This window comes from Janthinobacterium sp. GW821-FHT03A03 (assembly GCF_059421435.1).
Window position 1 is genome coordinate 1 of the sequence record NZ_JBWKUZ010000019.1, and the last position, 26,253, is coordinate 26,253.

At 62.8% G+C, this 26,253-nt stretch carries 25 protein-coding genes; 9 read left to right on the forward strand and 16 right to left on the reverse strand.

The genetic code is table 11. The features are described from left to right. Window positions 1-136: 136 nt before the first annotated feature. A complete protein-coding gene (ettA, locus tag AC07VI_RS23940) occupies window positions 137-1,804 on the reverse strand; it encodes an energy-dependent translational throttle protein EttA (RefSeq protein WP_086144373.1) in 1,668 nt (555 codons plus the stop codon). Window positions 1,805-1,901: 97 nt separating this feature from the next. Next, on the reverse strand, window positions 1,902-2,786 hold the full coding sequence (rarD, locus tag AC07VI_RS23945; RefSeq protein ID WP_086144374.1) for an EamA family transporter RarD: 885 nt from the start codon (window positions 2,784-2,786) through the stop codon (window positions 1,902-1,904). Between the two features lie 238 nt (window positions 2,787-3,024). Between rarD and AC07VI_RS23950 the strand changes: the two genes are divergently transcribed. Beyond that, on the forward strand, window positions 3,025-4,902 hold the full coding sequence (locus AC07VI_RS23950) for a potassium transporter Kup (protein WP_086144375.1): 1,878 nt from the start codon (window positions 3,025-3,027) through the stop codon (window positions 4,900-4,902). A 167-nt stretch (window positions 4,903-5,069) separates the two neighbouring features. Beyond that, complete coding sequence (locus tag AC07VI_RS23955; RefSeq protein ID WP_086144376.1) at window positions 5,070-5,531, forward strand: FKBP-type peptidyl-prolyl cis-trans isomerase; 462 nt, start codon at window positions 5,070-5,072, stop codon at window positions 5,529-5,531. Window positions 5,532-5,604: 73 nt separating this feature from the next. Here the strand turns inward: AC07VI_RS23955 and AC07VI_RS23960 are convergent, their stop codons facing one another. Next, complete coding sequence (locus tag AC07VI_RS23960; RefSeq protein ID WP_086144377.1) at window positions 5,605-6,276, reverse strand: Dph6-related ATP pyrophosphatase; 672 nt, start codon at window positions 6,274-6,276, stop codon at window positions 5,605-5,607. After that, on the reverse strand, window positions 6,273-6,740 hold the full coding sequence (locus AC07VI_RS23965; protein ID WP_086144378.1) for a GNAT family N-acetyltransferase: 468 nt from the start codon (window positions 6,738-6,740) through the stop codon (window positions 6,273-6,275). The genes AC07VI_RS23960 and AC07VI_RS23965 overlap by 4 nt, the downstream gene beginning before the upstream one ends. Window positions 6,741-7,051: 311 nt before the next feature. On the opposite strand from AC07VI_RS23965, the gene AC07VI_RS23970 reads away from it, so the two are divergent. Together AC07VI_RS23970 and AC07VI_RS23975 are read left to right on the forward strand one after the other, a co-directional pair. Continuing rightward, complete coding sequence (locus AC07VI_RS23970) at window positions 7,052-7,642, forward strand: PEP-CTERM sorting domain-containing protein (RefSeq protein ID WP_492992093.1); 591 nt, start codon at window positions 7,052-7,054, stop codon at window positions 7,640-7,642. A 392-nt stretch (window positions 7,643-8,034) separates the two neighbouring features. Next, the gene (locus AC07VI_RS23975) at window positions 8,035-8,622 is read left to right on the forward strand and encodes a PEP-CTERM sorting domain-containing protein (RefSeq protein WP_086144380.1); all 588 of its coding nucleotides are present in this window, start codon (window positions 8,035-8,037) and stop codon (window positions 8,620-8,622) included. Between the two features lie 192 nt (window positions 8,623-8,814). Here AC07VI_RS23975 and AC07VI_RS23980 read toward each other — a convergent pair whose 3' ends face one another. After that, window positions 8,815-9,240, reverse strand: a complete 426-nt coding sequence (locus tag AC07VI_RS23980; protein ID WP_086144381.1) for an organic hydroperoxide resistance protein — start codon at window positions 9,238-9,240, stop codon at window positions 8,815-8,817. Between the two features lie 283 nt (window positions 9,241-9,523). Here AC07VI_RS23980 and AC07VI_RS23985 point away from each other — a divergent pair, with 283 nt between their 5' ends. The 3 genes from AC07VI_RS23985 to AC07VI_RS23995 all read left to right on the forward strand — a co-directional run bounded on the left by AC07VI_RS23985 (window position 9,524) and on the right by AC07VI_RS23995 (window position 12,319). Continuing rightward, complete coding sequence (locus AC07VI_RS23985) at window positions 9,524-10,783, forward strand: histidine kinase (RefSeq protein ID WP_086144382.1); 1,260 nt, start codon at window positions 9,524-9,526, stop codon at window positions 10,781-10,783. Next, window positions 10,776-11,558, forward strand: coding sequence for a LytR/AlgR family response regulator transcription factor (locus AC07VI_RS23990; protein ID WP_086144383.1), 783 nt, complete (start codon window positions 10,776-10,778; stop codon window positions 11,556-11,558). Before AC07VI_RS23985 ends, AC07VI_RS23990 begins: the two co-directional genes overlap by 8 nt. 179 nt (window positions 11,559-11,737) lie before the next feature. Next, on the forward strand, window positions 11,738-12,319 hold the full coding sequence (locus tag AC07VI_RS23995; RefSeq protein ID WP_492992096.1) for a hypothetical protein: 582 nt from the start codon (window positions 11,738-11,740) through the stop codon (window positions 12,317-12,319). 97 nt (window positions 12,320-12,416) lie between these two features. Here AC07VI_RS23995 and AC07VI_RS24000 read toward each other — a convergent pair whose 3' ends face one another. The 7 genes from AC07VI_RS24000 to AC07VI_RS24030 all read right to left on the reverse strand — a co-directional run bounded on the left by AC07VI_RS24000 (window position 12,417) and on the right by AC07VI_RS24030 (window position 20,018). Then, complete coding sequence (locus tag AC07VI_RS24000; protein WP_492992098.1) at window positions 12,417-13,460, reverse strand: histone deacetylase family protein; 1,044 nt, start codon at window positions 13,458-13,460, stop codon at window positions 12,417-12,419. A 25-nt stretch (window positions 13,461-13,485) separates the two neighbouring features. Continuing rightward, the gene (gene gshA / locus AC07VI_RS24005; protein WP_086144386.1) at window positions 13,486-15,087 is read right to left on the reverse strand and encodes a glutamate--cysteine ligase; all 1,602 of its coding nucleotides are present in this window, start codon (window positions 15,085-15,087) and stop codon (window positions 13,486-13,488) included. A 214-nt stretch (window positions 15,088-15,301) separates the two neighbouring features. Next, complete coding sequence (prmC, locus tag AC07VI_RS24010) at window positions 15,302-16,132, reverse strand: peptide chain release factor N(5)-glutamine methyltransferase (protein WP_086144387.1); 831 nt, start codon at window positions 16,130-16,132, stop codon at window positions 15,302-15,304. Window positions 16,133-16,140: 8 nt separating this feature from the next. After that, a complete protein-coding gene (locus tag AC07VI_RS24015) occupies window positions 16,141-16,611 on the reverse strand; it encodes a disulfide bond formation protein B (protein WP_086144440.1) in 471 nt (156 codons plus the stop codon). A 185-nt stretch (window positions 16,612-16,796) separates the two neighbouring features. Next, window positions 16,797-17,873, reverse strand: a complete 1,077-nt coding sequence (gene prfA / locus AC07VI_RS24020) for a peptide chain release factor 1 (protein WP_086144388.1) — start codon at window positions 17,871-17,873, stop codon at window positions 16,797-16,799. A gap of 88 nt (window positions 17,874-17,961) precedes the next feature. Then, on the reverse strand, window positions 17,962-19,236 hold the full coding sequence (gene hemA, locus AC07VI_RS24025) for a glutamyl-tRNA reductase (protein WP_086144389.1): 1,275 nt from the start codon (window positions 19,234-19,236) through the stop codon (window positions 17,962-17,964). A gap of 92 nt (window positions 19,237-19,328) precedes the next feature. Further along, a complete protein-coding gene (locus AC07VI_RS24030; protein ID WP_086144390.1) occupies window positions 19,329-20,018 on the reverse strand; it encodes a response regulator transcription factor in 690 nt (229 codons plus the stop codon). Window positions 20,019-20,186: 168 nt separating this feature from the next. Here AC07VI_RS24030 and AC07VI_RS24035 point away from each other — a divergent pair, with 168 nt between their 5' ends. Further along, entirely contained in the window at window positions 20,187-20,690 is a 504-nt protein-coding gene (locus tag AC07VI_RS24035; RefSeq protein WP_086144391.1) for a hypothetical protein, read from the forward strand. A 3-nt stretch (window positions 20,691-20,693) separates the two neighbouring features. Here the strand turns inward: AC07VI_RS24035 and minE are convergent, their stop codons facing one another. From minE to metE, 4 genes are all read right to left on the reverse strand, one after another. Continuing rightward, window positions 20,694-20,945 (reverse strand): cell division topological specificity factor MinE, encoded by a 252-nt coding sequence (minE, locus tag AC07VI_RS24040; protein WP_034752886.1) that lies wholly within the window; start codon window positions 20,943-20,945, stop codon window positions 20,694-20,696. A 1-nt stretch (window position 20,946) separates the two neighbouring features. After that, window positions 20,947-21,762, reverse strand: coding sequence for a septum site-determining protein MinD (gene minD, locus AC07VI_RS24045; protein ID WP_034783730.1), 816 nt, complete (start codon window positions 21,760-21,762; stop codon window positions 20,947-20,949). Window positions 21,763-21,799: 37 nt separating this feature from the next. Further along, window positions 21,800-22,549, reverse strand: coding sequence for a septum site-determining protein MinC (gene minC / locus AC07VI_RS24050; RefSeq protein WP_086144441.1), 750 nt, complete (start codon window positions 22,547-22,549; stop codon window positions 21,800-21,802). Window positions 22,550-22,778: 229 nt separating this feature from the next. Further along, window positions 22,779-25,109 carry a 5-methyltetrahydropteroyltriglutamate--homocysteine S-methyltransferase gene (metE, locus tag AC07VI_RS24055; protein ID WP_086144392.1) on the reverse strand — a complete coding sequence of 777 codons (2,331 nt, stop codon included), beginning with the start codon at window positions 25,107-25,109 and terminating at the stop codon, window positions 22,779-22,781. A 118-nt stretch (window positions 25,110-25,227) separates the two neighbouring features. Here metE and AC07VI_RS24060 point away from each other — a divergent pair, with 118 nt between their 5' ends. Then, the gene (locus tag AC07VI_RS24060) at window positions 25,228-26,136 is read left to right on the forward strand and encodes a LysR family transcriptional regulator (protein ID WP_099374841.1); all 909 of its coding nucleotides are present in this window, start codon (window positions 25,228-25,230) and stop codon (window positions 26,134-26,136) included. Window positions 26,137-26,253: the final 117 nt, after the last annotated feature.

A 26,253-nucleotide genomic window follows, 5' to 3' on the forward strand; every position in this document is an offset into this window, starting at 1 on the left:
CTGCGTCGAAACCCTTGTTCCATCGGACACTCCTTCTCTGTAACGAAAAAGTGTCAACTTATTCCAGGACGGGTCAATGCTGAAAAAAAAGGCAGTTACCGCGAGGTAACTGCCTTTTTGTATTGTCGTACGTAAATTACGTCGTCAAAGGCTTGTAGCGGATACGTTTTGGTTTCGCGCCTTCTTCACCCAGGCGTTTCTTCTTGTCGGCTTCGTATTCCTGGTAGTTGCCGTCAAAGAAGGTCACTTGCGAGTTGCCTTCGAAGGCGAGGATGTGCGTGGCGATACGGTCGAGGAACCAGCGGTCATGCGAAATGACCATGACGCTGCCGGCAAATTCCAGCAGGGCGTCTTCCAGCGCGCGCAAGGTTTCCACGTCCAGATCGTTCGACGGTTCATCGAGCAGCAGGACGTTGCCGCCCATCAACAGCGTTTTTGCCAGGTGCAAACGACCGCGTTCACCGCCGGACAGGTTGCCCACCTGCTTCTGCTGGTCCGAACCCTTGAAGTTGAAGCGGCCCAGGTAGGCGCGCGACGGCATTTCGAAACGGCCCACCGTCAGCATGTCGGCGCCGCCGGACACGTCTTCAAAGACGGACTTGTTGTCGGCCAGGGAATCGCGGTTCTGGTCGACGATGGACACGCGCGCCGTCTGGCCGATGGCCACTTCGCCGCTGTCCGGCGTTTCCTTGCCGGTAATCATCTTGAACAGGGTCGATTTACCGGCGCCGTTGGGGCCGATGATGCCGACGATGGCGCCTGGCGGCACCGTAAAGCTCAGGTTGTCGATCAGCAAACGGTCGCCGAAGGCCTTCGACACGTTCTTGAATTCGATGACTTCATTGCCCAGGCGTTCGGCCACGGGGATGAAGATCTCCTGCGTCTCGTTGCGCTTCTGGTATTCGTGCTCGGACAGCTCGTTGAAGCGGGCCAGACGGGCTTTCGACTTGGCCTGGCGCGCTTTCGGGTTCTGGCGCGACCACTCCAGTTCCTTCTGCAGCGCCTTCTGGCGCGCCGATTCCGTCGCTTCTTCCTGCTTCAGGCGCGCTTGCTTCTGGTCCAGCCAGGTCGAGTAATTGCCCTTCCATGGGATGCCGTGGCCGCGGTCCAGCTCCAGGATCCACTCTGCCGCGTTGTCGAGGAAGTAGCGGTCATGGGTGATGGCCACCACGGTGCCGGGGAAGCGCAGCAGGAATTGTTCCAGCCAGTCGACCGATTCCGCATCCAGATGGTTGGTCGGCTCGTCGAGCAGCAGCATGTCCGGTTTCGACAGCAGCAGCTTGCACAGCGCCACGCGGCGCTTTTCACCGCCGGACAGCACGCCGATCTTGGCGTCCCAGGGCGGCAGGCGCAGGGCGTCGGCGGCCATTTCCAGCTGCAAATTCAGATTGCCGCCGTCGGAGGTCGAGATGATCGCTTCCAGGCGCGCCTGTTCCGTGGCCAGGGCGTCGAAATCGGCGTCTTCCTCGGCATACGCGGCGTACACGGCTTCCAGCTTGGCTTGCGCTTCAAACACTTCGCCCAGGCCCGACTCGACTTCCTGGCGCACGGTTTTTTCCGGGTCCAGCTGCGGTTCCTGCGGCAGGTAGCCGATGTTCAGGCCCGGCATCGGCACGGCTTCGCCCTGGATGTCGGTGTCGATGCCGGCCATGATTTTCAGCAGGGTCGATTTGCCGGAGCCGTTCAGGCCCAGCACGCCGATCTTCGCGCCTGGGAAGAAGGACAGGGAAATATCTTTCAGAATCTGGCGCTTGGGCGGGACGATTTTGCCCACGCGATTCATGGTGTAGACGTAATTTGCCATTAGAAATCTCGGGTGATATACAAAGACGGACAGGATACGGTAAACGCCCGCTTCCGGCCAGCGCTGTGCGCTGCGGAAACGGACGCCTGGGGCAGGCTCAGGCGGCGGCGCGCACTTTACGCGCCGTCCACAGGCCTTCGGCCGCATACAGGGCCAGCGCCGTCCAGATGACGAGGAAGCCCAGCATGCGCTCGTGGGTGAACGATTCGTGGAAGACCCACACGCCGATCAGGAGCTGGCCCGTGGGGGCGATATATTGCAGCAAGCCCAGCACGGCCAACGGCAGGCGCCGCGCGCCGGCCGCGAACAGCAGGAGGGGAATCGCCGTGATGGGGCCGGACGCGAGCAGCAGGGCGCGCGTGGCGCCCGACTCCGTGTTGACGAAGCCGCTTTGCCCATGCCAGGCCAGCCACAGCATATAAGCCAGCGCCAGCGGGAACAGGATCAGGGTTTCAAACGACAGGCCTTCCAGCGCGCCCAGCGCGGCCGTCTTGCGCAGCAAGCCGTAACCGCCGAAGGTGGCCGCCAGCAGCAGGGCGATCCACGGCACCTGCCCCGCCTGCCAGGTGAGCCAGGCCACGCCGCAGGCGGCCAGGCCGATGGCCAGCCACTGCAGGCGGCGCAGGCGCTCGTGCAGCAGCAAAAAGCCCAGCATGACGTTGATCAAGGGCGTAATAAAGTAGCCGAGGCTGGCGTCGACCACATGGCCATTGTTGACGGCCCAGATATAGATGAACCAGTTGGCGGACAGCAAAAACGCGCTGGCGATGAAGCTGGCCACCACCTTCGGCTGGCCGCGCAGGGCGCCCAGCCAGCCCCACTGGCGGCGCACGGTCAGCACGATGCCGAGGAACAACAGCGACCAGACCATGCGGTTGGCCAGGATTTCCTGGGGGGCAATATCGTCGATGGCATGGAAATACAGGGGAAACAGGCCCCAGCACAGGAAGGCGAGGGAGGCGTACAACATGCCTGGATTCATGATGGCGTTCGCTTCAGAGTAGACAGTCTGTCATTATCGCTGAAAACGCACGGGGCTGCCCGGCGCCGCTGGCGAGGCGTAGAATGGCAGCAAATCAACATCCGCACGCCCGCGCAAGCCGGCGCGGCGGCATAAAACAATGACCTTGGGGCAGCTGCGGAACCATGCAAAAATACTCTTGCTATTTGCTAATACCTATCATATTGTGCGATGCAACAAAACAGAAACGGGTGCAATCTTGACGTCGGAACACAAAAAAAGCAGCCTGGTCGGCTTGACACTGGCTGCCGTCGGCATCGTCTACGGCGATATCGGCACCAGTCCGCTGTACACGCTGAAAACGGTTTTTGACCCGACCCATGGCCTGGCCGTCACGCATAACAATCTGCTGGGTATCGTTTCGCTGATCTTCTGGGGCCTGACCCTGATCGTCTCGCTCAAGTACGTGACCCTGGTGTTGCGCGCCGACAACCGCGGCGAGGGCGGCATCATGGCCTTGATGGCGCTGGTGCTGTCGTCCGTCAGCAAGTCGTCGCGCTGGCACGTGCCGCTGATGGTGATCGGCGTGTTTGGCGCCACCCTGTTCTATGGCGACAGCGTGATCACCCCGGCCATTTCCGTGCTGTCGGCCATCGAGGGCCTGGAAGTGGCCACGCCCGCCTTCAGTCCCTACGTGGTATGGCTGACGATCGCCGTGCTGGTGGCCCTGTACTCGGTGCAGTCGCACGGCACGGCCGGCATCGGCCGTTTCTTCGCCCCTATCATGCTGATCTGGTTTGTCGCGCTCGCTTGCATGGGCGTGGTCAACATCGTCAAGTCGCCGGCCATCCTGGCCGCCGTCAACCCGCTGCATGCGGTGGCCTTCCTGCTCGACAATGGCCGCATCGCCTTCCTGTCGCTGGGCGCCGTGGTGCTGGCGCTGACCGGCGCCGAGGCGCTGTACGCGGACATGGGTCACTTCGGCAAGAAGCCGATCCGCATGGCCTGGTTCCTGATCGCCTTCCCCGCGCTGGCATTGAATTACCTGGGCCAGGGCGGCCTGCTGCTGGCGCACCCGGAAGCCATTTCGAATCCGTTCTACCAGCAGCTGGGCGCCTGGAGCGTGTACCCGCTGGTGATCCTGTCGACCATGGCCACCGTGATCGCTTCGCAGGCCACCATTTCCGGCACCTTCTCGATGACCAAGCAAGCCATCGCGCTGGGCTTTTTGCCCCGCATGCGCGTGCGCCACACGTCGGAAAGCGAAATCGGCCAGATCTATATCCCCGCCGTCAACTGGCTGCAGCTGGCCGTGGTGCTGCTGGCCGTCGTCGGTTTCGGTTCGTCGGAGAAGCTGGCCGCCGCCTACGGCATCGCCGTCACGGCCACCATGCTGGCCACCACCATCCTGACCTTCTTCGTCATCCGCTACCGCTGGAAGATGAATTTGCTGCTGTGCTGGGCCGCCACCGGTTTCTTCCTGGTCATCGACGTCAGCCTGTTCTCGGCCAGCGCCCTGAAACTGTTCCACGGCGGCTGGTTCCCGCTGCTGCTGGGCGCCATCCTGTTCATCGTCATGCTGACCTGGAAGCGGGGCCGCCAGCTGGTGTTCCAGAACCTGGAAAAGCATGCGATCCCGCTCGACGATTTCCTCTCGTCGCTGTTCATCGCGCCGCCGCTGCGCGTGCCCGGCACGGCCATCTTCCTGCGCGGCGAGACGGATGGCGTGCCGCATGCGCTGCTGCATAACTTGCTGCACAACAAAGTGCTGCACGAGCGCGTGATCTTCCTCACGGTCTTCATGCATGAAGAACCATGGGTGGCGCCGTCCGAGCAGGTGCGCGTGGTGGACCTGGGCCACCAGTGCTTCCAGGTGAACGTGCACTACGGCTTCAAGGATGAACCCGACATTCCGGCTGCGCTGGCGCGCTGCGCCGAGCAGGGACTCGACTTCGAGATGATGGAAACGTCGTTCTTCATCGCCCGCCAGACCATCATTTCGACGCCGGGCGCCGGCATGATGCCGTGGCGCGAACACCTGTTCGTCACCATGTCGCGCAATGCGCGCACGGCGGCCGACTACTACCAGATCCCGAGCAACCGGGTGATCGAACTGGGCACGCAGGTGGAAATCTAGGCGCGACGGCGCGGTGGAATGGTTATTGTGTCAACGTTGTATTGGTGCATAATCTTCCGCCGTGCTTACGTCTGCTTACAAATGCGGCTGGCGACACCTGTTAAACTGCTGCTCGCACCGGTCCGCACCGTACGGGTCGAGCCACACTCAATATTTAAAGGGAAACCATGAAATCGGTATTTCAAATGATCGCCACCATTGCCTGTGCCGTGGTCCTGACCGCCTGCGGCGCCGCCGCCAACACGGAAAAGCCGGTCGTGCTCGACCCGAATACGCAAGTGAAGGAATTCACCTTCCCCGACGTGGTGGTCGGCACCGGCACGGCCGCGGCGGCGGGCGATACCCTGGACGTGGTCTACACGGGCTGGCTGTATGACGCAAGCAAGCCGGAGAACAAGGGCGCAAAATTCGATGCGACCCTGCCAGGCGCAGGTTTCCCATTCGTCCTGGGTATCGGCCAGGTGATCCTGGGCTGGGACCGCGGCCTGGTCGGCATGAAGGTGGGCGGCACGCGCATCCTGTCCATTCCATATGACCTCGGTTATGGCAAGGTGGGCAAGCCGCCGGTGATTCCCGGCTATGCGGGCTTGCTGTTTGAAGTCAAGCTGATCGGCGTGACGAAAAAGTAAGCAGGCGCAAGGCAGCCAATACCAGGGGCGATTCCACGGAATCGCCCTTTTTGCTTTGTGGCGCCCGTTTGCGTCAGGCGGGCGCCAGTTCCTGGAAGTAATATGTGGCGCCGCCCAGATCGGCCGGCGCGTCATATTGCAGCACTTGCGTGCGGCGCAGCGCCACCGGGGCGCTGAAGGCGGGGCCGTCATAGACAAAGGTGTGGAATTCGCCGTTCTCGCCGCAGGCGTCGACGCCGGGCGGCAGGTCGGCCAAAAAGGCGGCGTCGAATTCGCGCCCGCAAAATTCCCGCGGCAGGTGCCGGCCATTGATGCAGACGACGATGGCCTTGAAGCCGGCGGCGAGGAATTCATCGACCAGCGCGCGCCGTTCTTCGCCCCACAGCGGCAGGTGCGCCGTCAGGCCGGCGACCGCGCAGACCTTTTCTTCCCAGTCGCGGTGCGGCTGCAGGTCGATGTCGCCGAAGATGGCGTGGTCTATGCCCTCGTCCTTCGCCGCGCGCAGCATGGCGATGAACCGTTCTTCATAGCTGGCCCAGCTGGCGTGATAGCGCTGCAGGCGCGCGCCCAGGCTGGCCGCTTGCGCCTCGAGCAGCTCGGGCGGCACGCCGTGCGAGCGCGACTTGCGGCCATCTTCATCCATGGCCGTGATCAGCAGCGGCACGGCCAGGCCGGCGTTGCGCGCGCGCCACAGCGCCAGGCAGGAGTCCTTGCCGCCGCTCCAGGAAATCAGCGCCGTCGTCATGCCGGTTTCTCCGCGCGCAGCATGTCGACGTGCTGTATGCCGTCTTCGTCATACGGTGCGCTGACGGTGACAAAGCCGAACGACTGGTAGAAGCGCTCCAGGTAGTGCTGCGCGCCGATGCGGATGGCGTGGCCCGGATGCTGGCGTTCCGCCCGCGCGATGCCCTCAAGCAACAACTGCCTGCCGGCGCCCGTGCTGCGCGCCTCGGGCGCCGTCAGCACGCGGCCCAGCGACATTTCCACATACTTGGCGCCGGGCGCCAGCACGCGCAGGTAGGCGGCCAGGCGGCGCTGGCCGTCGACCGTCTGCCAGCCCAGCAGATGCATGGCCTGCTGGTCATGGCCATCGAGATCCGGATAAATGCACTGCTGTTCGATGACGAACACGCGCTGGCGCAAGGCCAGCACCTGGTACAAATCGTGGGGGCCGAGTTCGTCGAACGTGTTCCATTGCCAGCTGATCATGGGTCATCCTTGATTGAGAGTGGCCGTGATTTTACCGGCTCCAGGGCGCCAGCGTTGAGCAAGGCGCGCAATTGCGCTTCGGCGCCGGCCTTGGCGGACCAGTTGTCGCTGGCGTACAAGAAAAATAGTGGTTTTGCCGCTGCTACCGAATTGCAAGTCTTTCCACACAATCTACAGCACGCCGACACCATGCCATATTTGAATGAAAATTATAATTAGGATAACATTCGCGCGGCGGCTTGCCATCGCTTGTGATTGGTGCATGCACCTGAATGACTTTTATAACGTTCTGCAAAACATACGAGGAAGCCATGAAAAAGAAACTGTTATGTGCCGCTCTATTTATTGCCGGAATCTCTTCTGCCCATGCCGATGAGAGGACCTGGAATTTTGTCTATCAAGGCTTCGTCGACGCCGCTACCGGCGTGTTCGATCCCGAGATGAAGTACTCGGGCAGTTTCACCGGCGAAGACCGTAATCTGGACGGCATTGTTGCACTTGATGAACTCAGCTATTTCGAATCCCAGGGCCATGACTATGTGCCTGGAAAAATCATTTCTGGCGGCGGGGGATGCGGCAGTTCCACTCTGCAATGTACAGTATATAGATTCAGTTATGCACTGACGGGGGCACTGTACTATTCAGTCGCCACTTTCGGCACTGACGAACTTCGCGTCCATTGGTGGAGTAGCAGCGGTGCTACCCGCAGTTCTTTCAGCGGCGAAGGCGGAAATTCGCGCACGGGTGGCGAAGGTTGGTTCTATCGCTATGAATGGTCCGACCGGACGACCTTTACCATCTCTCCGGCGCCAGTCCCGGAGCCAACGGTCGCGTTGATGCTGCCTGCGGGCTTGGCCCTCATGTACTTGACACGGGCACGCCGCCGTAAGATTCCTGCCTGATCCCGCCGTACGGGTCTCACATTGAAGCGCCGGCATTGGCGCGCTCTCCATCTTGCGCGGCAGATGATGCAGGGCACGGCGAGCGCCAATGTCGAACTTCCCCAGACGATCGGTCTGGCCTTGCATGTACCTTGCACCTTGCAGCTCACACGTTTGCTCGACGTGGACGAGCCATGCAGTCGTGGATTGCGCAGCTGCGCAGGAAGCGCTTTTTTATGTACAGCTACCGAATTGCAAGCCTTTTCGCGCACTCTGCAGCAAGCCGAAATCAGGCCGTTTTCGGAAGATCATTGTAATTATGCTAATCTCTTCATGGCGGTTTTGCCGTCACTTGTGATTCGGGCATCCACCTGAATGACCCTTGTAACGTTCTACAAAAATATGAGGAAGCCATGAAAAAGAAACTGTTATGTGCCGCTCTATTTATTGCCGGAATCTCTTCTGCCCATGCCGATGAGAGAACCTGGAATTTTGTCTATCAAGGCTTCGTCGACGACGCTACCGGCGTGTTCGATTCCAAGATGAAGTACTCGGGCAGTTTCACCGGCGAAGACCGTAATCTGGACGGCATTGTTGCACTTGATGAACTCAGCTATTTCGAATCCCAGGGCCATGAGTATTTGCCTGAAAAGATCATTATTGGCAGCGGGGACTGCGGCAGTTCCTATCTTAAATGTACAGTACGTGAATTTAGTTATGCATTGACGGGTAAGCTAAACTTCTCAGTCGGCACTTACGGCGCTGACGAAGTTTATGTCCACTGGTGGAGTAGCTCTGCCGATACTGGCTATAACTTCGGCAGTCTAAGCGGCAATACGCATACGGGAGAAACTTGGTCAGATCAATATAATTGGTCCGACCGGACGACTCTCACCATCTCTCTGCTGCCAGTCCCTGAGCCGGCGGTCGCGCTGATGCTGCCTGCGGGCCTGGCGCTCATGTGCTTGGCACGGGTACGGCGCCGTAAGATCCCTGCTTGATCAGGCCGGTCTGGCCGCGCATGCGCCGTGCGGCGCGCGCCGTTGATCGATGTGGACGGGCCTGGCAGTCATGGATGGCGCACCAGCACCAGTATACATACCTTGCAAGATCCGTCCATTTCCATGGTAGTGCCATGCTCAACCTCCGGCAGCGTTGCGCTGCCGGAGCGGATGAAGGACGTTGCCGCCCGATTACACGATCGTCAGGGTGACGTCGATATTGCCGCGCGTGGCGTTCGAGTACGGGCAGACGATGTGGGCGGCGGCGACCAGCGCTTCGGCGGCGGCGCGCTCCATGCCCGGCAGCGAGATTTTCAATTCCACTTCGATGCCGAAGCCCGTGTCGATGGCGCCGATGCCGACGTTGCCTTCGATCGACAGGTCCGCCGGCACGGCGATCTTGTCGCGGCCGCCGACGAATTTCATGGCGCCGATGAAGCAGGCCGAGTAGCCGGCGGCGAACAGCTGTTCCGGATTGGTGCCCACGGCGCCATTGCCGCCCAGTTCTTTTGGCGTGGTCAGCTTGACGTCGAGTACCTTGTCGGACGACACGGCACGGCCTTCGCGGCCCCCGGTGGCGGTAGCTTGAGCACGGTACAGGACTTGTTTGATCGACATGATGGTTTCCTTTTGGTAGGTAAATAGTTGGCGACTAAATAGTGTACTACTTGTTTCATGGGATAGTGTCCCAGGATGCCCGTCTGAAGAAGCAATTCCGGCGTCCATGCGTGCAATATATATCGTGCGCTATTTAATTGCAAGCGATTTTATTTTCAGGCGATGCGGATTTGTGCTTTATTTTCTTGCCTTTGTCGCCACTATGGGGCTTCCATCGCATAATGGCCACCGCCGCCGGCGCCGATCGCTATGCTTGGCCCACTTCAATACCCAAGGAAAAATCATGACCAGCCTGTTCTTTATCCTGCGCCTCGCCGCGGCCACGATGCTCACCTACATCATCGCCACCGCCCTCCTGGTCGAGAACTTCCTGCGCCATATTTTCGGACACACGGAAGGCTTTTTTGTCATCGTCGGCGCGCTGCTGGCCGGCACCGTCATCACGAATGCGTTTTCGCACGTGCGGCGCGTGCGCCTGATCGCCGGCGCCGTCAATGCCGGCACCCTGTCGAGCCGCCAGCGGCGCCAGATCGAGATTCCGTTCGAGGCCGGCGAAGCGTTCGACATGGTCGACGCGGCCATCCGCGAACTGCCGGGCAGCGAAGTGGTCGAGAGCGCGCGCGACAGCCTGCAGGTGCAGGCGCGCGTGCGCCGCGCGGCGCCGTACACGGACACGGGCTTGCCGCGCATGCGTTTTTTGGGTTTCCTCGAGCCGCGACCGAACCAGATCCTCGCCACCGTCACGCCGAATGGCGAGGCAGGCAGCGTGACCCTGATCTGCGAGCCGTCGCGCAACGCCTGGACCGACTGGTTCCTCGTCGACCATGGCAGCAACCTGGAAAACGCGGAAGCGGTGACGCGGGCGATGACGCGCCGCGTGGCGCAGCGCCGCCGCGGCGAGCAGGCCGAGGCGCGCCAGACGGTGACGGAAAAGGAACTGACGGTGGCCAAACTGAGCCTGCTGCATGCGCAGGTGGAGCCGCACTTCCTGTACAACACGCTGGCTAGCGCCCAGTTGCTCACGCGCAGCGACCCCGTGCGCGCCGATGAAATGCTGGGCAATCTGATTTTATATCTGCGCCACTCGCTGCCGCGCACGGAGCAAGCCATGTCGACCCTGGGCACGGAACTGGAACGGGCGCGCGCCTACCTCGACATCCTGAAAATCCGCATGGGTGAGCGCCTGAACCTGCAGATTGAGGTACCGCAATACCTGCGCCAGGTGGAACTGCCGCCGATGATGCTGCAAACCCTGGTGGAAAACGCCATCAAGCATGGCCTGGAGCCGAAAAGCGGCGGCGGCACCATCTGGATCATGGCGCGCAGCGGCAACGGCACGGTGATCGTCACGGTGGCCGACGACGGCAAGGGGCTCAGCGACGACGGCGCCGGCACGGGCATCGGCCTGCGCAATGTGCGCGAACGCCTGCGCCTGACCTACGGCAATGCCGCCGCGTTTGCCATCGTCGCCAATTTCCCCGATGGCGTGACGGCCACCATCACGGTGCCGGACAGCTCGGCGCAAGGAGTGTCATATGGCTAACCCTGAAATGACGTGCGTCATCGCCGAAGATGAAATCCTGCTGCGCGACGCGCTGGTGGCCCTGCTGGCTGAAGAGTGGCCGGCACTGCGCATCGTTGCCGCCTGCGACGACGGCGGCACGGCGCTTGAGGCCATCGCCACGCGCCAGCCCGACGTCGCCTTCCTCGATATCCGCATGCCGGGCCTGACGGGGCTGGAAGTGGCGGCCGGCGTGCTGGAAGCGAGTCCCGCCACGCAGGTGGTGTTCGTCACGGCCTATGACCAGTACGCGATCGACGCCTTCGACAAGGGCGCCGTCGATTATTTGTTGAAACCGATCGTCCGCGAGCGCCTGCAGGCAACCCTGCAGCGCCTGCAGGCACGGGCCGGCAAGACCCGGGCGGGCGACGGCGCGCTGGCCGGCTTGCTGCAGCAGTTGACGAGCGCCTTGCCGGCGGCCGCCAAGTCGCCGCCGCTGGTGTGGCTGACGGCCAGCAGCGGCAAGGATACGCGGCTGATCATGGTGGAAGACATCGCCTATTTCCAGTCCGACACCAAATACACGGCCGTCATGACGGCGGACGGCGAGGCGCTGCTGCGCAAGCCGATCCGCGAACTGCTCGACGTGCTCGATCCGGCCATCTTCAAACAGGTCCACCGCTCCACCATCGTCAACATGAAGATGGTGGCGTCGGTGACGCGCGACGAGGTGGGACGGGGTGCCCTGCGCCTCAAATCGCGGCCGGAAACCCTGGCCGTGAGCCAGCCTTTCATGGCCTTGTTCCGCACTATGTAGCCATGATTGCGCGCCATTTCAACAATCTCGCGCCTGCTTTTTCATCTCCTCCCTGACCATTGATAATTATCATATTTATATTTAATTATGATAATATTAACATGGCGGCATGCCGTCAGATGTGATGGGTACGTCTTCCTGAAGCGCTTTTTAACGCTCTGCAAACATATGAGGAAACCATGAAAAAGAACCTGTTGTGCGCCGCATTGCTTGTCGCCGGAATATCCGCTGCCCATGCGCAGCCGACGACGTGGAATTTTACTTATCAAGGCTTTGTCGATGCGGCTACCGGCGTATTCGATTCCGGCACGAAGTTCGGGGGCAGTTTTGTCGGGGAGGACAGCAATCTGGACGGCGTGATTGCGTTGGATGAGCTGAGCTATTTCATTACCAATGGCTATCTGTTTTTTCCAGTCTGGCCAGGCCAATATGGGTGCAATACTTCTTCTTACCTCCGGTGCGACGTCAAGAATTTCAGTTATACACTGACGGGTAAACTTCACTACGAAGCCAGCACCAGCGGCAATGACGAAGGTTCCATGTCCTGGTATAGCGATGCCGTTATCGGCAGTCACTTCCTCAGCGGTGGAGGAGATTTTATGAAGGGCACAAGTTGGGAACGGCGTTATAACTGGACCGACCAGACGACCTTCACGATTTCTCCGGCGCCCGTTCCTGAGCCAACGGTCGCGTTGATGCTGCCTGCGGGCCTGGCGCTCATGTACCTTGCGCGGGGACGCCGCCGTAACACTTCAGCATAAGCCCGCCTTGTCCGCTGCGCCGGAAAACGCATCCGGCAGCCTGGGCCGTGAGCCAGCCGCACACGGCCTTGTTGCACAAACTCATGCCGTCAGACGCTTAGTCTGCCGTCTCGAAGCCTTCCAGTACGTTCACCACATTGATGCCGATTTCCTTCACCGCATAGCCGCCTTCGAGGATGAAGGCGGTGGGCAGGTTCAGATGCGCCAGGCGCTCGCCCACGCGCAGGTAGTCGCCGCTTTGCAGGGCGAACTGCGACAGCGGGTCGCCGGCGAACGTATCGACGCCGAGCGAGACCACCAGCGCGTCGGGCGCATACATATTGATGCGCAGGCAGGCCGTTTCCAGCGCGGCGAACCAGCTGGCCGTGGAACTGCCGGCCGGCAGCGGTAAATTGACGTTGTAGCCGAGCCCCGCGCCGCTGCCCGTTTCATCCGCATGGCCCAGGTAAAACGGATATTCGCTGCGCGGGTCGGCGTGGATGGAAGCGAACAGCACGTCGTCGCGTCCGTAAAAGATGCTTTGCGTGCCGTTGCCGTGGTGGTAATCGATATCGAGGATGGCGACCTTGCGGGCGCCGTCGTCGAGCAGGTGCTGCGCGGCCAGGGCCGCGTTGTTCAGAAAACAGTAGCCGCCAAAGAAATCGCTGCCCGCGTGGTGGCCGGGCGGGCGCGTCAGGGCGAAGGTGGCCCGCTCGCCCAGGCGCAGCGCGTGGGCTGCGTTGACGGCGCAGTCGGCGCCCGTCTTGGCCGCCGTCCAGGTGCCGGCCGTCAGCGGCGTGCCGTTGTCCATTGAGTACAGCCCCAGCCTGGCCGCGAAGTTCTCCGGCTCGATATCGCTGCGCAGGGTGCGCACGGGCCACACGGATGGCAAGGCGTCCTTGCCCGCATTGTCCGGGTCGAGCGCCAGCCAGTCGTGCCAGGCGTGGCGCAGGAAATGCAGGTAGCGGGGCGTGTGGATGCGTTCGAGCGAGGTCAGCGGCACGCCGTGCGGCGTGACGATGCGGCCCAGGTTGCGCCGCCCCAGCTCGGCCACCACCATGTCGGCCCGTTCCGGCGTCTCGAAGCAGGGCACCATGGCGCCGCGAAACCATTCGAAGCGGCCCCGGTGCTGGCCGTGCAATTCATTATAGAAGGTCAGCATGGGGGCGCTTTGCGCAAGGTCAGGCTCAGGTGTGCGAACACAGGGTGCTGGCGCGGTAGGCGGCGACGAAGTCGTCGAAGCTGCCGGCGGGCGCCGCTTCCATGGCGCGCTGCTCGGCCAGCGAGCTTTCCGCCAGCTGGTCGAAATACGCGCTTTGTTCCTTTGTTGCCGGATGCGCGCGGAAAAACGCCGCATGGCGTTCGCTTTGCTGCAGGCCGAAGGCGGCAAACGAGCCGCCGTTGGCGCGCAGCTCGGCCAAGACCTTTGCCGATGGCGTCGCGTCCGCGTCGGCCAGTTTACGGGCCTGCGCCGCCAGGCTGTCCGCATGCTGCGTGCCGCCCTGGCGCGCGTCGAGCAAGGCCGCCACGGGCGCGATGCGCGCCAGCAGTTCCTCGCCCCACGCCTGCAGGGTGATTTCCTGACCGTCGCGGCGCAGGCTCAAGCCCGGCTTGCGGCCTTCCTTGACGGTGCGGGCGAAATTGTTCGTGTAGCAGGCGCTTTGCTCGGCAGAAATCGGCGCGCTGTCGTCGAGCGCGCAGAACAGCAGGAAGGCGTCGAGGAAGCGGCCCGTTTCCAGGCTGATGCCCACCGGTTCGAACGGGTCCACATCCATGCAGCGCACTTCGATGTACTGCACGCCGCGCAGGCACAGGGCCTGGATGGGGCGCTCGCCCGTGCGGATCACGCGTTTCGGGCGGATGGTCGAATAGTATTCATTTTCGATCTGCAGCACGTTGGTGGACAACTGTATCCACTCGCCATCCTTTTTCGTGCCCAGCGCCGCGTACGGCGGATACGGGTCGTTGACGGCGTGCGTGAGGGCGTTGACGTAGTCATCGAGGCTGTTTTCGTGCGGGCGCAGGCCGGACTGGGCGTCGTTCTGGTAGCCGAGGTCGCTCATGCGCAGGCTGGTGGCATAGGGCAGGAACAGGGTGTCGTCGGACAAGGTGTCGAGCTTGTGCGCGCGGCCGCGCAGGAAACCGCTGGAAAGTGCCGGCGAGGCGCCGAACAGATACATCAGCAGCCAGCTGTAGCGGCGGAAATTGCGGATCGTCGCCAGATAGCTTTCCGACTGCACGTCTTTCGGCGTGGCGGCCGCCTGCGCCGGGCTGGCGCTGGTGTCCGGATGGCTGGCCAGTACTTGCCACAGCTGCTCGTCGAGCGAATAGTTGTAGTGGATGCCGGCGATGCACTGCATGGCTTTGCCGTAGCGCAAGGCCAGGCCGCGCCGGTAGACGTGCTTGAGCATGCCCATGTTCGAGCTGCCGTAGTTGGCGATCTCGATGTCCGCTTCGGGCGGCAGCTGGCAGGGCATCGACTGGCTCCACAGCAACTCGTCGCCGAGGCGGCTGTAGGCGTGGCGGTGCACGGTATCGAGCTTGTCGAGCGTGACGGCGATATCGGCTTCGGCCGGGGTGATGAATTCGAGCAGCGCTTCGGCGTAGTCGGTGGTGATTTCAGGGTGCGTCAGCGCCGAGCCCAGGGCGGCGGGGTGGGGCGTGGAAGCCAGATGGCCGGCGTGGTCGACGCGCAGGGTTTCACGCTCGATGCCGCGCAAGCCGCCCAGCAGCGCGCGGTTGGCATCTTCAGTCAGCAATGCCAGGCGGCGAGTCAACAGGTTGGGCAATTTGAGCTTCCTTTCTTGTGCAGCAGATAAATAATTTGTGCTGAGATTAACCGAATTTTGGCAAATGCGTCGGCGCCGGCCCAAAAAACGCCGCGTCGCCAGCGTCCGTCCCGGGCAGAGGGGACGGCGCTTCGGTCAGGAATTCGCTTGATAGTTTAACAAACTGCGGGGGATCTGGCGCGCGGCCGGGTCAAGCTTTGCGCAGGCGGCAACGTCAGCCCAGGCGGGCGCCGCTGACACGCTCGATGCCGGCCAGGTCGCGCCAGCTTTGCACTTTGCTGTAGCCGGCGTCGGCCAGCAAGCCGCGCACGGACGGCGCCTGGTCATAGCCGTGCTCCATCAGCAGCCAGGCGCCGGCCGCCAGGTGGCGCGCGGCGCCGGCAACGATGGTGCGCAGGGCCGACAGGCCGTCCGCATGGTCGGTCAGGGCGCCGGCCGGCTCGAAGCGCAGGTCGCCTTCGGCCAGGTGGCGGTCGCCGCTGGCGATGTAGGGGGGATTGGAGACGATCAGGTCGAATTTTTCCGTGCCCAGCGCTTCGAACCAGTCGCTGGCCATGAAGGTGATGTTGACGCCGTTGGCGCTGGCGTTGCGGCGCGCCACGGCCAGCGCCGCGCTGCTGACATCGAGGGCCGTGACGACGGCGTCGGGCCGCGTGTACGCCAGCGCGACGGCGATGGCGCCGCTGCCCGTGCCCATGTCGAGCACCCGTCCGCCGGGCGGCAGGCGCTCGAGCGCCAGCTCCACCAGCACTTCCGTGTCGGGACGGGGAATCAGCACGGCCTCGTTCACTTCGAACGGCAGGCCGAAGAATTCGCGCCGGCCGACGATGTAGGCGATCGGCTCGCCCTGCAGGCGGCGCGCCAGCAGGCCTGACAGGCGTTCGGTCTCTTCTGAAGTGAGTACTCGCTGCGATTGCGTGATCAGCGAGACGCGCGACAGGCCCAGCGCGTGGCCCAGCAGGATGCGGTTGTCGAGCGGATCGAGCAGCGGACGGATTTGCAGGGCGCCGACAGTGCTGCCGGCGGGGATCAGTGTTTCTGGCATAGGTAAGTTTATTGTTTGCGGCGCAGCAAGGTCCACAGCAGGCCGATGGCGAAGATGGCAAACCAGATGAACGCCCATTGCGGGATCGACAGGCCGAAAAACGGCTCGCCGGCGTTTTCGCAGGCGCCATACGATTCAAACATGAACGGCATGAGCTCGGCCGTGAAAATCTTGTTCAGCGCCGTTTCCACCGGGTCGATGCCGCACGAGAAGCCGGGATGGGCCAGCACGTACAGATGCTTGGCGCCCACGCCCAGGCCGCCCAGGGCCGCCAGCAAGCCGATGCCGGCGCCGATTTTCGGGCGGTTGGCGGCGGCGCCGGCCAGGCAGGCGATGCCGATGGCGAGGAACAGGTAGCGCTGGATCACGCACAGCGGGCAGGGCGCCATGTTCATGGCGTGCTGCAAATACATGGCCACGCCCAGCATCAGGAAACACAGGGCGGCGATCAACAGGAGGACGGTGCGTGAATTTTTCATGGGCGACACGGTGAGGTGGATGGAATCGGGCTGGTCATTTTCGCACAAGGGCCGATTTTTGTTGCTTAGCCGCTACTTAAGCCCTTGATCTGGCCGGGCGCTTTAAAAAGGGTTCAGGGCAAGGCGCAGCGCCGCAGGCAGTACGCATGGTCGGCCAGGCGATGCAACGCCGCCATGGACGCTTTTTAATCGCCCAGCGCAGCCAGCAGCTCCGCTTGATGCTCTGCCGCCAGCGCATTCGTCAGCTCCGTCAAATCGCCATCCATGATGAAGTCCAGCTTGTACAAGGTCAGGTTGATGCGGTGGTCCGTCAGGCGGCCCTGCGGGAAGTTATAGGTGCGGATGCGCTCGCTGCGGTCGCCGGAGCCGATCAGGCTCTTGCGGGTGGCCGCTTCCTTCGACTGCTGTTCGCGCAGCTGCACGTCCTTGATGCGCGCGGCCAGCACTTTCATCGCCTGCGCCTTGTTCTTGTGCTGGCTGCGGTCATCCTGGCATTCGACGACGATGCCGGTGGGCAAGTGGGTGATACGCACGGCCGAATCCGTCTTGTTGATGTGCTGTCCGCCGGCGCCCGAGGCGCGGTAGGTGTCGATGCGCAGGTCGGCCGGGTTGATGTTGACGTCTTCGACTTCATCGGCTTCCGGCATCACGGCCACCGTGCAGGCGGACGTGTGGATGCGGCCCTGCGTTTCCGTGGCCGGCACGCGCTGCACGCGGTGGCCGCCCGACTCGAACTTCAGCTTGGAATACGCGCCATTGCCGACCACGCGCACGATCACTTCGCGGTAGCCGCCCAGGTCGGAGTCCGATGACGACACCAGCTCCACCTGCCAGCGGTTGCGCTCGGCAAAGCGCGTGTACATGCGCAACAGGTCGCCGGCGAACAGGGCGGACTCGTCGCCGCCCGTGCCGGCGCGAATTTCCAGGAAGATATTGCGCTCGTCATTGACGTCCTTCGGCAGCAGCATGGTCTGCAGCTCGCGCTCGAGCTGCGCCATGGTGGCTTTCGCCGCCTCGATCTCTTCCTGGGCGAATTCCTTCATGTCCGGATCGGCCAGCATCTCTTGCGCTGTCGCAATATCGTTGCCCGCTTCCTGGTAGGAGCGGTACAGGGCCACCAGCGGGCCCAGTTCGGCGTGTTCGCGCGTCATCTTGCGGTAGCTGTCCATGTTCGACGTGGCGTCGGGATGCATCAGCAGTTCGTCGAGTTCGACCAGGCGGTTCGCCAGTTGATCGAGTTTGGCCAGCATGGATGGTTTCATAGCGGTTCGCGGTAAAAGAGGAGATAAAGGGGCGGCGCGCCCGGCGGGCGGGCAGGGGGCGGCCGCGCGGGCGGCCAGCGGGGCTGCGCTAACGGCGCGGGCGGAACAGTTTCGGCAGCAGGGTGGCCAGCTGCTTGCGCTCGTCGCCTTGCGCATGGTGCAGCGCCTGTTGCGGGCCGTGCAGGAACTTCGCCGTCAAGCCTTTCGACAGCGCTTCGAGCACGGCGTCGATGTCGGCGCCCTTGGCCAGCATCTTGCGCGCCCGTTCCACTTCCAGCAGGCGCAGCGCTTCGCTGTTTTCATGCAAATGCTGGATGACGGGCACCATGGCGCGGTCGTCGACCCAGCTCATGAACGATTGCACGCGCGTCTCGATGATGGCTTCGGCTTGCGCCACGGCCGCCTGCCGGCTTTCCAGGCCCGTCTGCACGACCTTGCCCAGGTCGTCGACCGTGTACAGGAAGACGTCGTTCAAACGGCCCACTTCGGCCTCGATATCGCGCGGCACGGCCAGGTCGACCATGAACATGGGCTTGTGGCGGCGCGCCTTGATGGCGCGCTCGACCAGGCCCAGGCCCAGCAGCGGCAGGGACGACGCCGTGCACGAGATGACGATGTCGAACTGGTGCAGCTTTTCCGGCAGGTCCGCCAGGCGGATGGCCGTGCCGCTGTAGCGGTGCGCCAGCTCTTCGCCGCGTTCCATGGTGCGGTTGGCTATCGTGATGCTTTTCGGATTTTGTGCGGCAAAGTGCGTGGCGCACAATTCGATCATTTCGCCGGCGCCGATGAACAGCACATTCTGTTCGGCGATCTTGTCGAAAATGCGCTGCGACAGTCGCACGGCGGCGGCCGCCATGGAAACGCTGTGGGCGCCGATTTCCGTGCTGCTGCGCACTTCCTTGGCGACGGAAAAGCTGCGCTGGAACAACTGGTGCAGATAGGTGCCCAGGCCGCCCGCCTCGTCGGCCGTGCGGATGGCGTCCTTGATCTGCCCCAGGATCTGCGTTTCGCCCAGCACCATCGAATCGAGCCCGGAAGCGACGCGGAAAGTGTGGCGCACGGCATCGTGCTGCGGCAGCATGTACAAGTGGGGGCGCAGCTCGCTGTAGTTGAGCTGGTGGTAGTCGGCCAGGAAATGCGCGCCCGCGTCGAGCGGGTTCGGCACATGGCTGGCCGCATACAATTCCGTGCGGTTGCAGGTCGAGAGGATGGCCGCTTCGTCGTTGTCGCGCAAGTCGATGCGCTGGAACCAGGTGCGCGCCGCCATCACCGCCTGGCCCAGATGCTCAGGCGCAAACGCCAGCTGTTCGCGGAGCGACACTGGGGCGGTGGTGTGGTTGAGGCCGACGGCAAGCAGTTGCATTTCAGGACTATTGGGAATTCTTATGCCGACATTATAGCGCCTTGTGCCCTCTCTTTGAGCAGTTCGCCTGTTTTCGCCCTGGCGCCCTGGCGTCACCCCCCCAGTTTTTCCAGGCGATAACCATAACTGTAGACGGGCACCAGGCGGTAGCCGTGTTCCGGTTTCAGCTGCAGCTTGTTGCGCACGCGCGAAACATGGGTATCCATGGTGCGCGAAGGCAGGGCCGTATCGCGCTGCCATACGGCTTCGTGGATATAGGCGCGCGACAGGGGGCGGCCCAGGTTGCGGAAAAACAGCAGGGCCAGGGCGAATTCCTTGTGCGTCACGTCGAGCGCCTCGCCATCCTTGAGCAGGCGGCCGGGACGCATTTCAAACGTGTATGGTCCGAATTGCAATTGCTCGGCGCCATTCTGGCTCGGATAGGCCACGCGCAGCAGCGCCTGGGTGCGCAAGGTCAGTTCGCTGCGCCGCAAGGGCTTGATCATGTAGTCGTCGGCGCCGGCCGTCATGCCCGCCACCACGTCGTCTTCGCCGGAGCTGTTGGTCATAAACAACACAGGCGCCTTGGGCGCCAGTTTTTCCCGCGCGCGGCGCAGCACTTCGGCGCCGTCCAGGTCGCTGACATGCCAGTCGAGGATGAGCATGTCGCAACTGTCCTTGCGCAACTGGCCCAGCATTTCCTTGCCACTCTGAAACTCGTGGCAAGCGTGGCCGGCAGCGGTGAGCACCTGGCAGATCAGTTCTGCCTGACTGTGATCGCTATCGAGTACGGCAATTCGCATAATTGGCTGGAGTGTGTAGCAACAAACAGACGGTCCGCTCTGCTTATCGTAATGTTAAGGAATGCTCAAGTGAAATATAACAGAGATTGCAACTGTGTCCAGTGAAATCGGCGGCCGCATTCTTTACGTTACACTTGTTCATCTACCCCCACCAGCGGAGAAACGGGCATGGCAGACCAGAGCACCACGGATTGGACCCTGATACCGGCCAGTAGTGCGGAAATCGAGCAGGTGCGCGAGCGTTGCCGGCGCCTGGTGCAGCGGCGCGCCGTGATGTCGGCCGGCGCCTCGGCCATCCCCATTCCCGGCATCGACCTGATGTCGGACGTGGGCCTGTTTTCCATGCTGATCAATGATATCAACCACGAATTCGGCCTCACGCCCGAGCAGATCGAGCGCCTCAACCCGCAGTTCAAGCTGATGGCCTACCGCGCGGCGGTGGGCATGGGGGGCATGCTGGTAGGGAAGCTGGTGTCGCGCGAACTGATACTCCAGCTGCTCAAGCGCAGTGGCGTCAAGATTGCCACCAAGCAGGTGGCACGCTTCGTGCCGTTCGCCGGCCAGGCGGTGGCGGCGGCCATCGGCTACGCCGTGTTCCGCCAGATCGGCAACCAGCACGTGAATGCCTGCGCCGCGGTGGCGCAGGAATTGCTCACGGTCAGGCCGGAGTAGGTCTTACGCGTCCGGCAGCACCACGTTGACGTCGAGCACCTCCAGGTTGCCCTGGCGGTCCAGCGAAATCTTGATGTCGTCGGCATTGACCTTGGTGTACTTGGAAATGACGGCGATCAATTCCTTGTGCAGGGCGGGCAGGAAGTCCGGACCATCGCGTCCGCTGCGTTCGCGGGCGATGATGATCTGCAGGCGTTCCTTGGCCGCGGTGGCCGTCTTCGGCTTGGGGGGGAACAGGAAAGAAAGCAAGGCCATATCACTTCGCCCCAAAAATGCGCTGGAGTAATCCAGGCTTTTCATAGTTGGTAAAGCGCAACTCGACATCTTCGCCGAGGAAACGCGAGACCACGTCTTCATAGGCTTGCGCCACGTCCGTGCCCGTGAAATGGATGGCCGGATTGCCCTGGTTCGAGGCCGCCAGCACCTGTTCCGATTCGGGGATGATGCCCACCAGCGGGATGCGCAGGATTTCCTGCACGTCCTGGTAGGACAGCATTTCATCCGATTCCACGCGCTTCGGCGAGTAGCGGGTAATCAGCAAATGCTCCTTGACCGGCTCGCCGCCCGTCTGCGCGCGGCGCGACTTGGCTTGCAGGATGCCCAGGATGCGGTCCGAATCGCGCACCGACGACACTTCCGGGTTGGTGACGATGATGGCTTCGTCGGCAAACGTCAGCGCCATCAGCGCGCCATGCTCGATGCCGGCCGGCGAATCGCAGATGATGAATTCGAAACCCATGTTGATCAGGTCGTTCAACACGCGTTCCACGCCTTCTTCCGACAGCGCATCCTTGTCGCGCGTCTGCGACGCGGGCAGGATGAACAGGTTGTCGCAGTGCTTGTCCTTGATCAAGGCCTGGTTCAGGGTGGCCTCTTTATTGATCACATTGATCAGGTCATAGACGACGCGGCGCTCGCAACCCATGATCAGGTCGAGGTTGCGCAGGCCCACGTCGAAGTCGAGCACGGCTGTCTTGTGGCCGCGCATGGCCAGGCCAGTGGAAAAACTGGCGCTAGAGGTCGTCTTGCCGACACCGCCCTTGCCGGACGTCACAACAATAATTCTTGCCACAAATAATCCTTTTCAGATATCTCTTGAATTGTGCAGCTTAAGAGCGGTTCACGGGAGTGACCGGATTGACAGAGTGTATATCGATTCTGTCGCCGGCCAAACGAATTTGCGCGGGGCCGCGCGCCATTTCTGCAGGGAAACCATCTTCAAACGTGCGGTACACGCCGGCGATCGACACCAGTTCCGGTTCCATGGACAGCGCGAAGATGCGCGCCTGGGGATTGCCCGAGGCGCCGGCCAGCGCGCGGCCATACAGCGAGGAGTACACGTGGATGCTGCCGTCGGCGATGATTTCGGCGCCATTGTTGACGACGGCCGTGATGATCAGGTCGCAGCCGCGCGCATAAATGCGCTGGCCGGCCCGCACGGGCGTGTCGACCACCATTACTTGCGCTTCGGCGCCCGACTGGGCGGCCGCCGTCGCGGCATCCCTGGGGCCATCCTTGGGCGGCGCATCATCGCGCGTCTTGCCGCTGTCGAGGCTCAGGCCCTGCGCCAGGATGGCGTCATGCATCTCGGCCGGCGCATTGCGCACGGCCACGGCATTCAAACGGTATTTTTTCAGCAGCGCCACCAGGCCGGCCCAGTCGACTGGCGTGCTGCCGGGCGGCAAGTCAGCCACGTCCAGCACGGCCAGGTCGTCCTCGAAAAAGTCCGCCACGCCTCCCGTCATGTCGCGCAAGGCGGCATCGAGTGCCTGCGTATCGGCGCTGTGGACAATGGCGGAGACGGCGACGACGGTGGAAATCTTGATTTCGATAGGCTTCTGCGACGGGCTTTTGGACATAAACATTTATCAAAGTGAAACTGCGGCAGGCCAGCTGTTCCGTACGGCAACATTGGGGAGCAGTAAATTTCTTGCATTCTACTGCAAAAAAATCAGCGTCAGGGGCCTGAAGTGTGCTATTCCGCAGGGCAACAACGACTTCTTGTCAAAAAACAAGGGCGGCGCCCCGGAAAACCGCTGCGCCGCCCCGAACGCAGCCGCCCATGCGCCCTGACGGCGTTGTCCTGGATCAAGCCGCGCGCATCTGGCGCGCCGCCTCCACCATATTGCGCAAGGCAGCCTCCGTTTCCGCCCAGCCCCGCGTCTTCAAGCCGCAGTCCGGATTCACCCATAAATTGGCCGGGGGAATCACCGTACTGGCCTTTTGCAGCAATTTCACCATGTCGGCGGTCGCGGGGATGCGCGGCGAGTGGATGTCGTACACGCCGGGGCCGATCTCGTTCGGGTACTGGAAGGCGCCAAAGCCGGCCAGCAGCTGCATGTCCGAGCGGCTCGTCTCCAACGTGATGACGTCGGCATCCATGGCGGCGATCTGCGGCAGGATGTCGTTGAACTCGGCGTAGCACATGTGCGTGTGGATCTGCGTCGCGTCCTGCGCCACGCTGGCGGCGATGCGGAAGGCGCGCGTGGCCCAGGCCAGGTAGGCATCCCACTGGCCGCGGCGCAGCGGCAAGCCTTCGCGGATGGCCGGCTCGTCGATCTGGATGATGCCGATGCCGGCCGTTTCCAGGTCTTGCACTTCGTCGCGGATGGCCAGGGCGATCTGCAGCGCCGTCGTGGCGCGCGGCTGGTCGTCGCGCACGAACGACCATTGCAGGATGGTGACGGGGCCCGTCAGCATGCCCTTCATGGGTTTGTGCGTCAGGCTTTGCGCATGCACGGTCCATGCGACGGTCATGGCGGCCGGGCGCTGCACGTCGCCGTAGATGACGGGCGGCTTGACGCAGCGCGAGCCGTACGATTGCACCCAGCCGTGGCGGGTCGACACGCAGCCGTCGAGCTGTTCGCCGAAGTATTCGACCATGTCGTTGCGCTCCGCTTCGCCATGCACGAGCACGTCCAGGCCCAGCGCTTCCTGGCGCTCCACGGCATGGGCGATTTCCGCGCGCATCTGCCGTTGGTACTCGGCCGCCGGCAAGTCGCCCCGGTGATGGCTGGCGCGGGCGGCGCGGATGGCCGGCGTTTGCGGGAAGGAGCCGATGGTCGTCGTGGGGAAGTGGGGCAGCTGCAAACGCGCGTGCTGCACGGCCTGGCGCAGCGGGAAGCCGGAATCGCGGCGGTCGGCCGTGGGCGACAGCGCCTGCAGGCGCTGCGCGACCGGCGCCCGGTGGACGCGGGGACTGGCGCGGCGCCCGGCGATGGCCCGGCGGGAAACGGCCAATGCGGCCAGCGCGGCGTCGTCGGGATGGCCGGCCAGCACATCCTTCAGCAGCGCAAGTTCCGCGAGTTTTTCCGTGGCGAACGCCAGCCAGCTCTTGATGTCGCCATCGAGGTCCGTTTCCGCCTCCAGGCTGAACGGCACATGCAGCAGCGAGCACGACGGCGCCAGCCACAGCTGGCCATTGCGCCTGGCCGCCAGCGGCCGCAGCACGGCCAGGGCCGCGTCGAGGTCGGTGCGCCAGATATTGCGGCCATCGACGATGCCGATCGACAAGACTTTATGCGCGGGCAGCCAGTCCGTGACGCTGATCAGTTCATGCGGCGCGCGGATGCCGTCCACGTGCAGGCCGGCCACGGGCAGGCGGCAGGTCAGGCTGAGGTTTTCTTCCAGCGGTGAAAAATACGTGGCCAGCAGGATATTGATACCCACCTGGTTCAGCTGCCAGTACGTGCTTTCAAAGGCGCTGCGCCACGCGTTGGGCAAGTCCAGGCCGAGGATGGGTTCGTCGAGCTGGACCCAGGCCACGCCCTGCCGCTTGAGGCGGTCGAGCAGGGCGCCGTAGACGGGCAGCAACTGTTCCAGCAGGGCCAGGCGGTGGAATTCCGACCCGCCTGCGGTCTTTTCCTTGCCCAGCCACAGGAAGGTGAGGGGGCCGATCAGGGCCGCCTTGACCTCGTGGCCCAGTGCCTGCGCCTCGGCCACTTCGTCGAACAGGCGTTCGCAGGCCAGCGAAAACCGCGTCAGCGGTGAAAATTCCGGCACCAGGTAATGGTAATTCGTGTCAAACCACTTGCTCATTTCCAGCGCGTGGCCGCTGGCGTCGTGTGCATGGCGGCCGTGGCAGCAGCCGGCGTGGTCCGCGTCGCTGCCGGCTCCGCGCGCCATCGTGAAATAGCGCGACAGCGGCGATTGCGCCGCGTCGAAGCCGAAACGGGCCGGTTCGCAGCCGAGCAGCTGGATATGGCTGGCCACCTGGTCGTAGAAGGCGAAGTCGCCCACGGTGACGCAGGCCAGGCCGGCGTCCCTTTGCTGCGCCCAGTGGCGCGCGCGCAATTGCTGGCCGACCGCTTCCAGGGCTGCCTCGGAGACGTCCCCGCGCCAGTGGCTTTCCAGTGCCGATTTCAGTTCACGCGCGGCGCCGATACGGGGAAAGCCAAGGATGTGGGTGCGAATGGTCATGATGTCATCGAGATTTAATGTGAATGCGCTAGAGTGTGCGGCAACTTGGTCTATAATCAAAACGAAACATTTTGCCGAATAACATGAAAATAATTCACGCACAGAGCCTGTTTCCCCGATGCTAGAAATCCGCCACCTGCGCACCCTGAGTGCCCTGCGTTCGTCCGGCAGCCTGGTGCGCGCCGCGCAACTGCTCAATCTGACCCAGTCGGCGCTGTCGCACCAGATCCGTTTGCTCGAAGAGCGCTATAACGCGCCCCTGTTCGAGCGCAAGTCGATGCCGATCGCGTTTACGGCCACCGGCAGCCGCCTGCTGGAGCTGGCCGACAAGCTGCTGCCCGAGATCGAGCTGGCCGAGCGCGACGTGGCGCGTTTGTCGCAGGGCGACAAGGGGCAGCTGCGCGTGGCGCTTGAATGCCATACGTGTTTCGACTGGCTCATGCCCGTGATGGATGCGTTCCGCCAGCGCTGGCCGGAAGTGGAAATCGACCTGGTGTCGGGCTTTCACAGCGAACCGGCGGACTTGCTGCGTTCGGGCGAGGCCGATCTCGTCATCGGCTCGCCGTACGGTCCCGATTTCACCGTGTTTCCCCTGTTCCGCTTTGAAATGCTGGTGGTGATGGCGCAAAAACACCGGCTGCAGGCGCAGCGCCGGCTTGTGGCGGCCGACTTTACGGGCGAGACTTTGATTACCTATCCGGTGCCGGAAGAGCGCATCGATTTGATCCGCGAAGTGCTGAAGCCGGCCGGCATCGCCTTTGAACGGCGCACGGCCGAACTGACGGTGGCCGTGCTGCAGCTGGTGGCGAGCCGGCGCGGCATCGCCGCCTTGCCGAACTGGGCCATCAAGAATTACGTCGACTACGATTATGTGGTGGCGCGCCCCGTCGGCGAGCACGGCCTGTGGAGCGACCTGTACGTGTCCGTGCCCGAGCCGTTGCAGGACAAGGCTTATGTGCGCGACTTCGTCAGCGTGATACGGGAACAGTGCGCTGCTACGCTGGACGGTATCAAGTTGTTGTCCTGATCAACGTTGAGTTGGAAACAAACCAACAGCAAAGCTTGATAAATATCAAGGTTCAGCAATGAACCACCGCTTACAGTTGAGCACTGTGCGGCGCAACATGGCGCCGCCTACTCTTTG

Coding starts and splice junctions, on each gene's coding strand:
- ettA (WP_086144373.1), bottom strand. CDS start 1,804: ATGGCAAATTACGTCTACACCATGAATCGCGTGGGCAAAATCGTCCCG.
- rarD (WP_086144374.1), bottom strand. CDS start 2,786: ATGAATCCAGGCATGTTGTACGCCTCCCTCGCCTTCCTGTGCTGGGGC.
- AC07VI_RS23955 (WP_086144376.1), top strand. CDS start 5,070: ATGAAATCGGTATTTCAAATGATCGCCACCATTGCCTGTGCCGTGGTC.
- AC07VI_RS23960 (WP_086144377.1), bottom strand. CDS start 6,276: ATGACGACGGCGCTGATTTCCTGGAGCGGCGGCAAGGACTCCTGCCTG.
- AC07VI_RS23965 (WP_086144378.1), bottom strand. CDS start 6,740: ATGATCAGCTGGCAATGGAACACGTTCGACGAACTCGGCCCCCACGAT.
- AC07VI_RS23970 (WP_492992093.1), top strand. CDS start 7,052: ATGAAAAAGAAACTGTTATGTGCCGCTCTATTTATTGCCGGAATCTCT.
- AC07VI_RS23975 (WP_086144380.1), top strand. CDS start 8,035: ATGAAAAAGAAACTGTTATGTGCCGCTCTATTTATTGCCGGAATCTCT.
- AC07VI_RS23980 (WP_086144381.1), bottom strand. CDS start 9,240: ATGTCGATCAAACAAGTCCTGTACCGTGCTCAAGCTACCGCCACCGGG.
- AC07VI_RS23985 (WP_086144382.1), top strand. CDS start 9,524: ATGACCAGCCTGTTCTTTATCCTGCGCCTCGCCGCGGCCACGATGCTC.
- AC07VI_RS23990 (WP_086144383.1), top strand. CDS start 10,776: ATGGCTAACCCTGAAATGACGTGCGTCATCGCCGAAGATGAAATCCTG.
- AC07VI_RS23995 (WP_492992096.1), top strand. CDS start 11,738: ATGAAAAAGAACCTGTTGTGCGCCGCATTGCTTGTCGCCGGAATATCC.
- AC07VI_RS24000 (WP_492992098.1), bottom strand. CDS start 13,460: ATGCTGACCTTCTATAATGAATTGCACGGCCAGCACCGGGGCCGCTTC.
- prmC (WP_086144387.1), bottom strand. CDS start 16,132: ATGCCAGAAACACTGATCCCCGCCGGCAGCACTGTCGGCGCCCTGCAA.
- AC07VI_RS24015 (WP_086144440.1), bottom strand. CDS start 16,611: ATGAAAAATTCACGCACCGTCCTCCTGTTGATCGCCGCCCTGTGTTTC.
- prfA (WP_086144388.1), bottom strand. CDS start 17,873: ATGAAACCATCCATGCTGGCCAAACTCGATCAACTGGCGAACCGCCTG.
- hemA (WP_086144389.1), bottom strand. CDS start 19,236: ATGCAACTGCTTGCCGTCGGCCTCAACCACACCACCGCCCCAGTGTCG.
- AC07VI_RS24030 (WP_086144390.1), bottom strand. CDS start 20,018: ATGCGAATTGCCGTACTCGATAGCGATCACAGTCAGGCAGAACTGATC.
- AC07VI_RS24035 (WP_086144391.1), top strand. CDS start 20,187: ATGGCAGACCAGAGCACCACGGATTGGACCCTGATACCGGCCAGTAGT.
- minE (WP_034752886.1), bottom strand. CDS start 20,945: ATGGCCTTGCTTTCTTTCCTGTTCCCCCCCAAGCCGAAGACGGCCACC.
- minC (WP_086144441.1), bottom strand. CDS start 22,549: ATGTCCAAAAGCCCGTCGCAGAAGCCTATCGAAATCAAGATTTCCACC.
- metE (WP_086144392.1), bottom strand. CDS start 25,109: ATGACCATTCGCACCCACATCCTTGGCTTTCCCCGTATCGGCGCCGCG.
- AC07VI_RS24060 (WP_099374841.1), top strand. CDS start 25,228: ATGCTAGAAATCCGCCACCTGCGCACCCTGAGTGCCCTGCGTTCGTCC.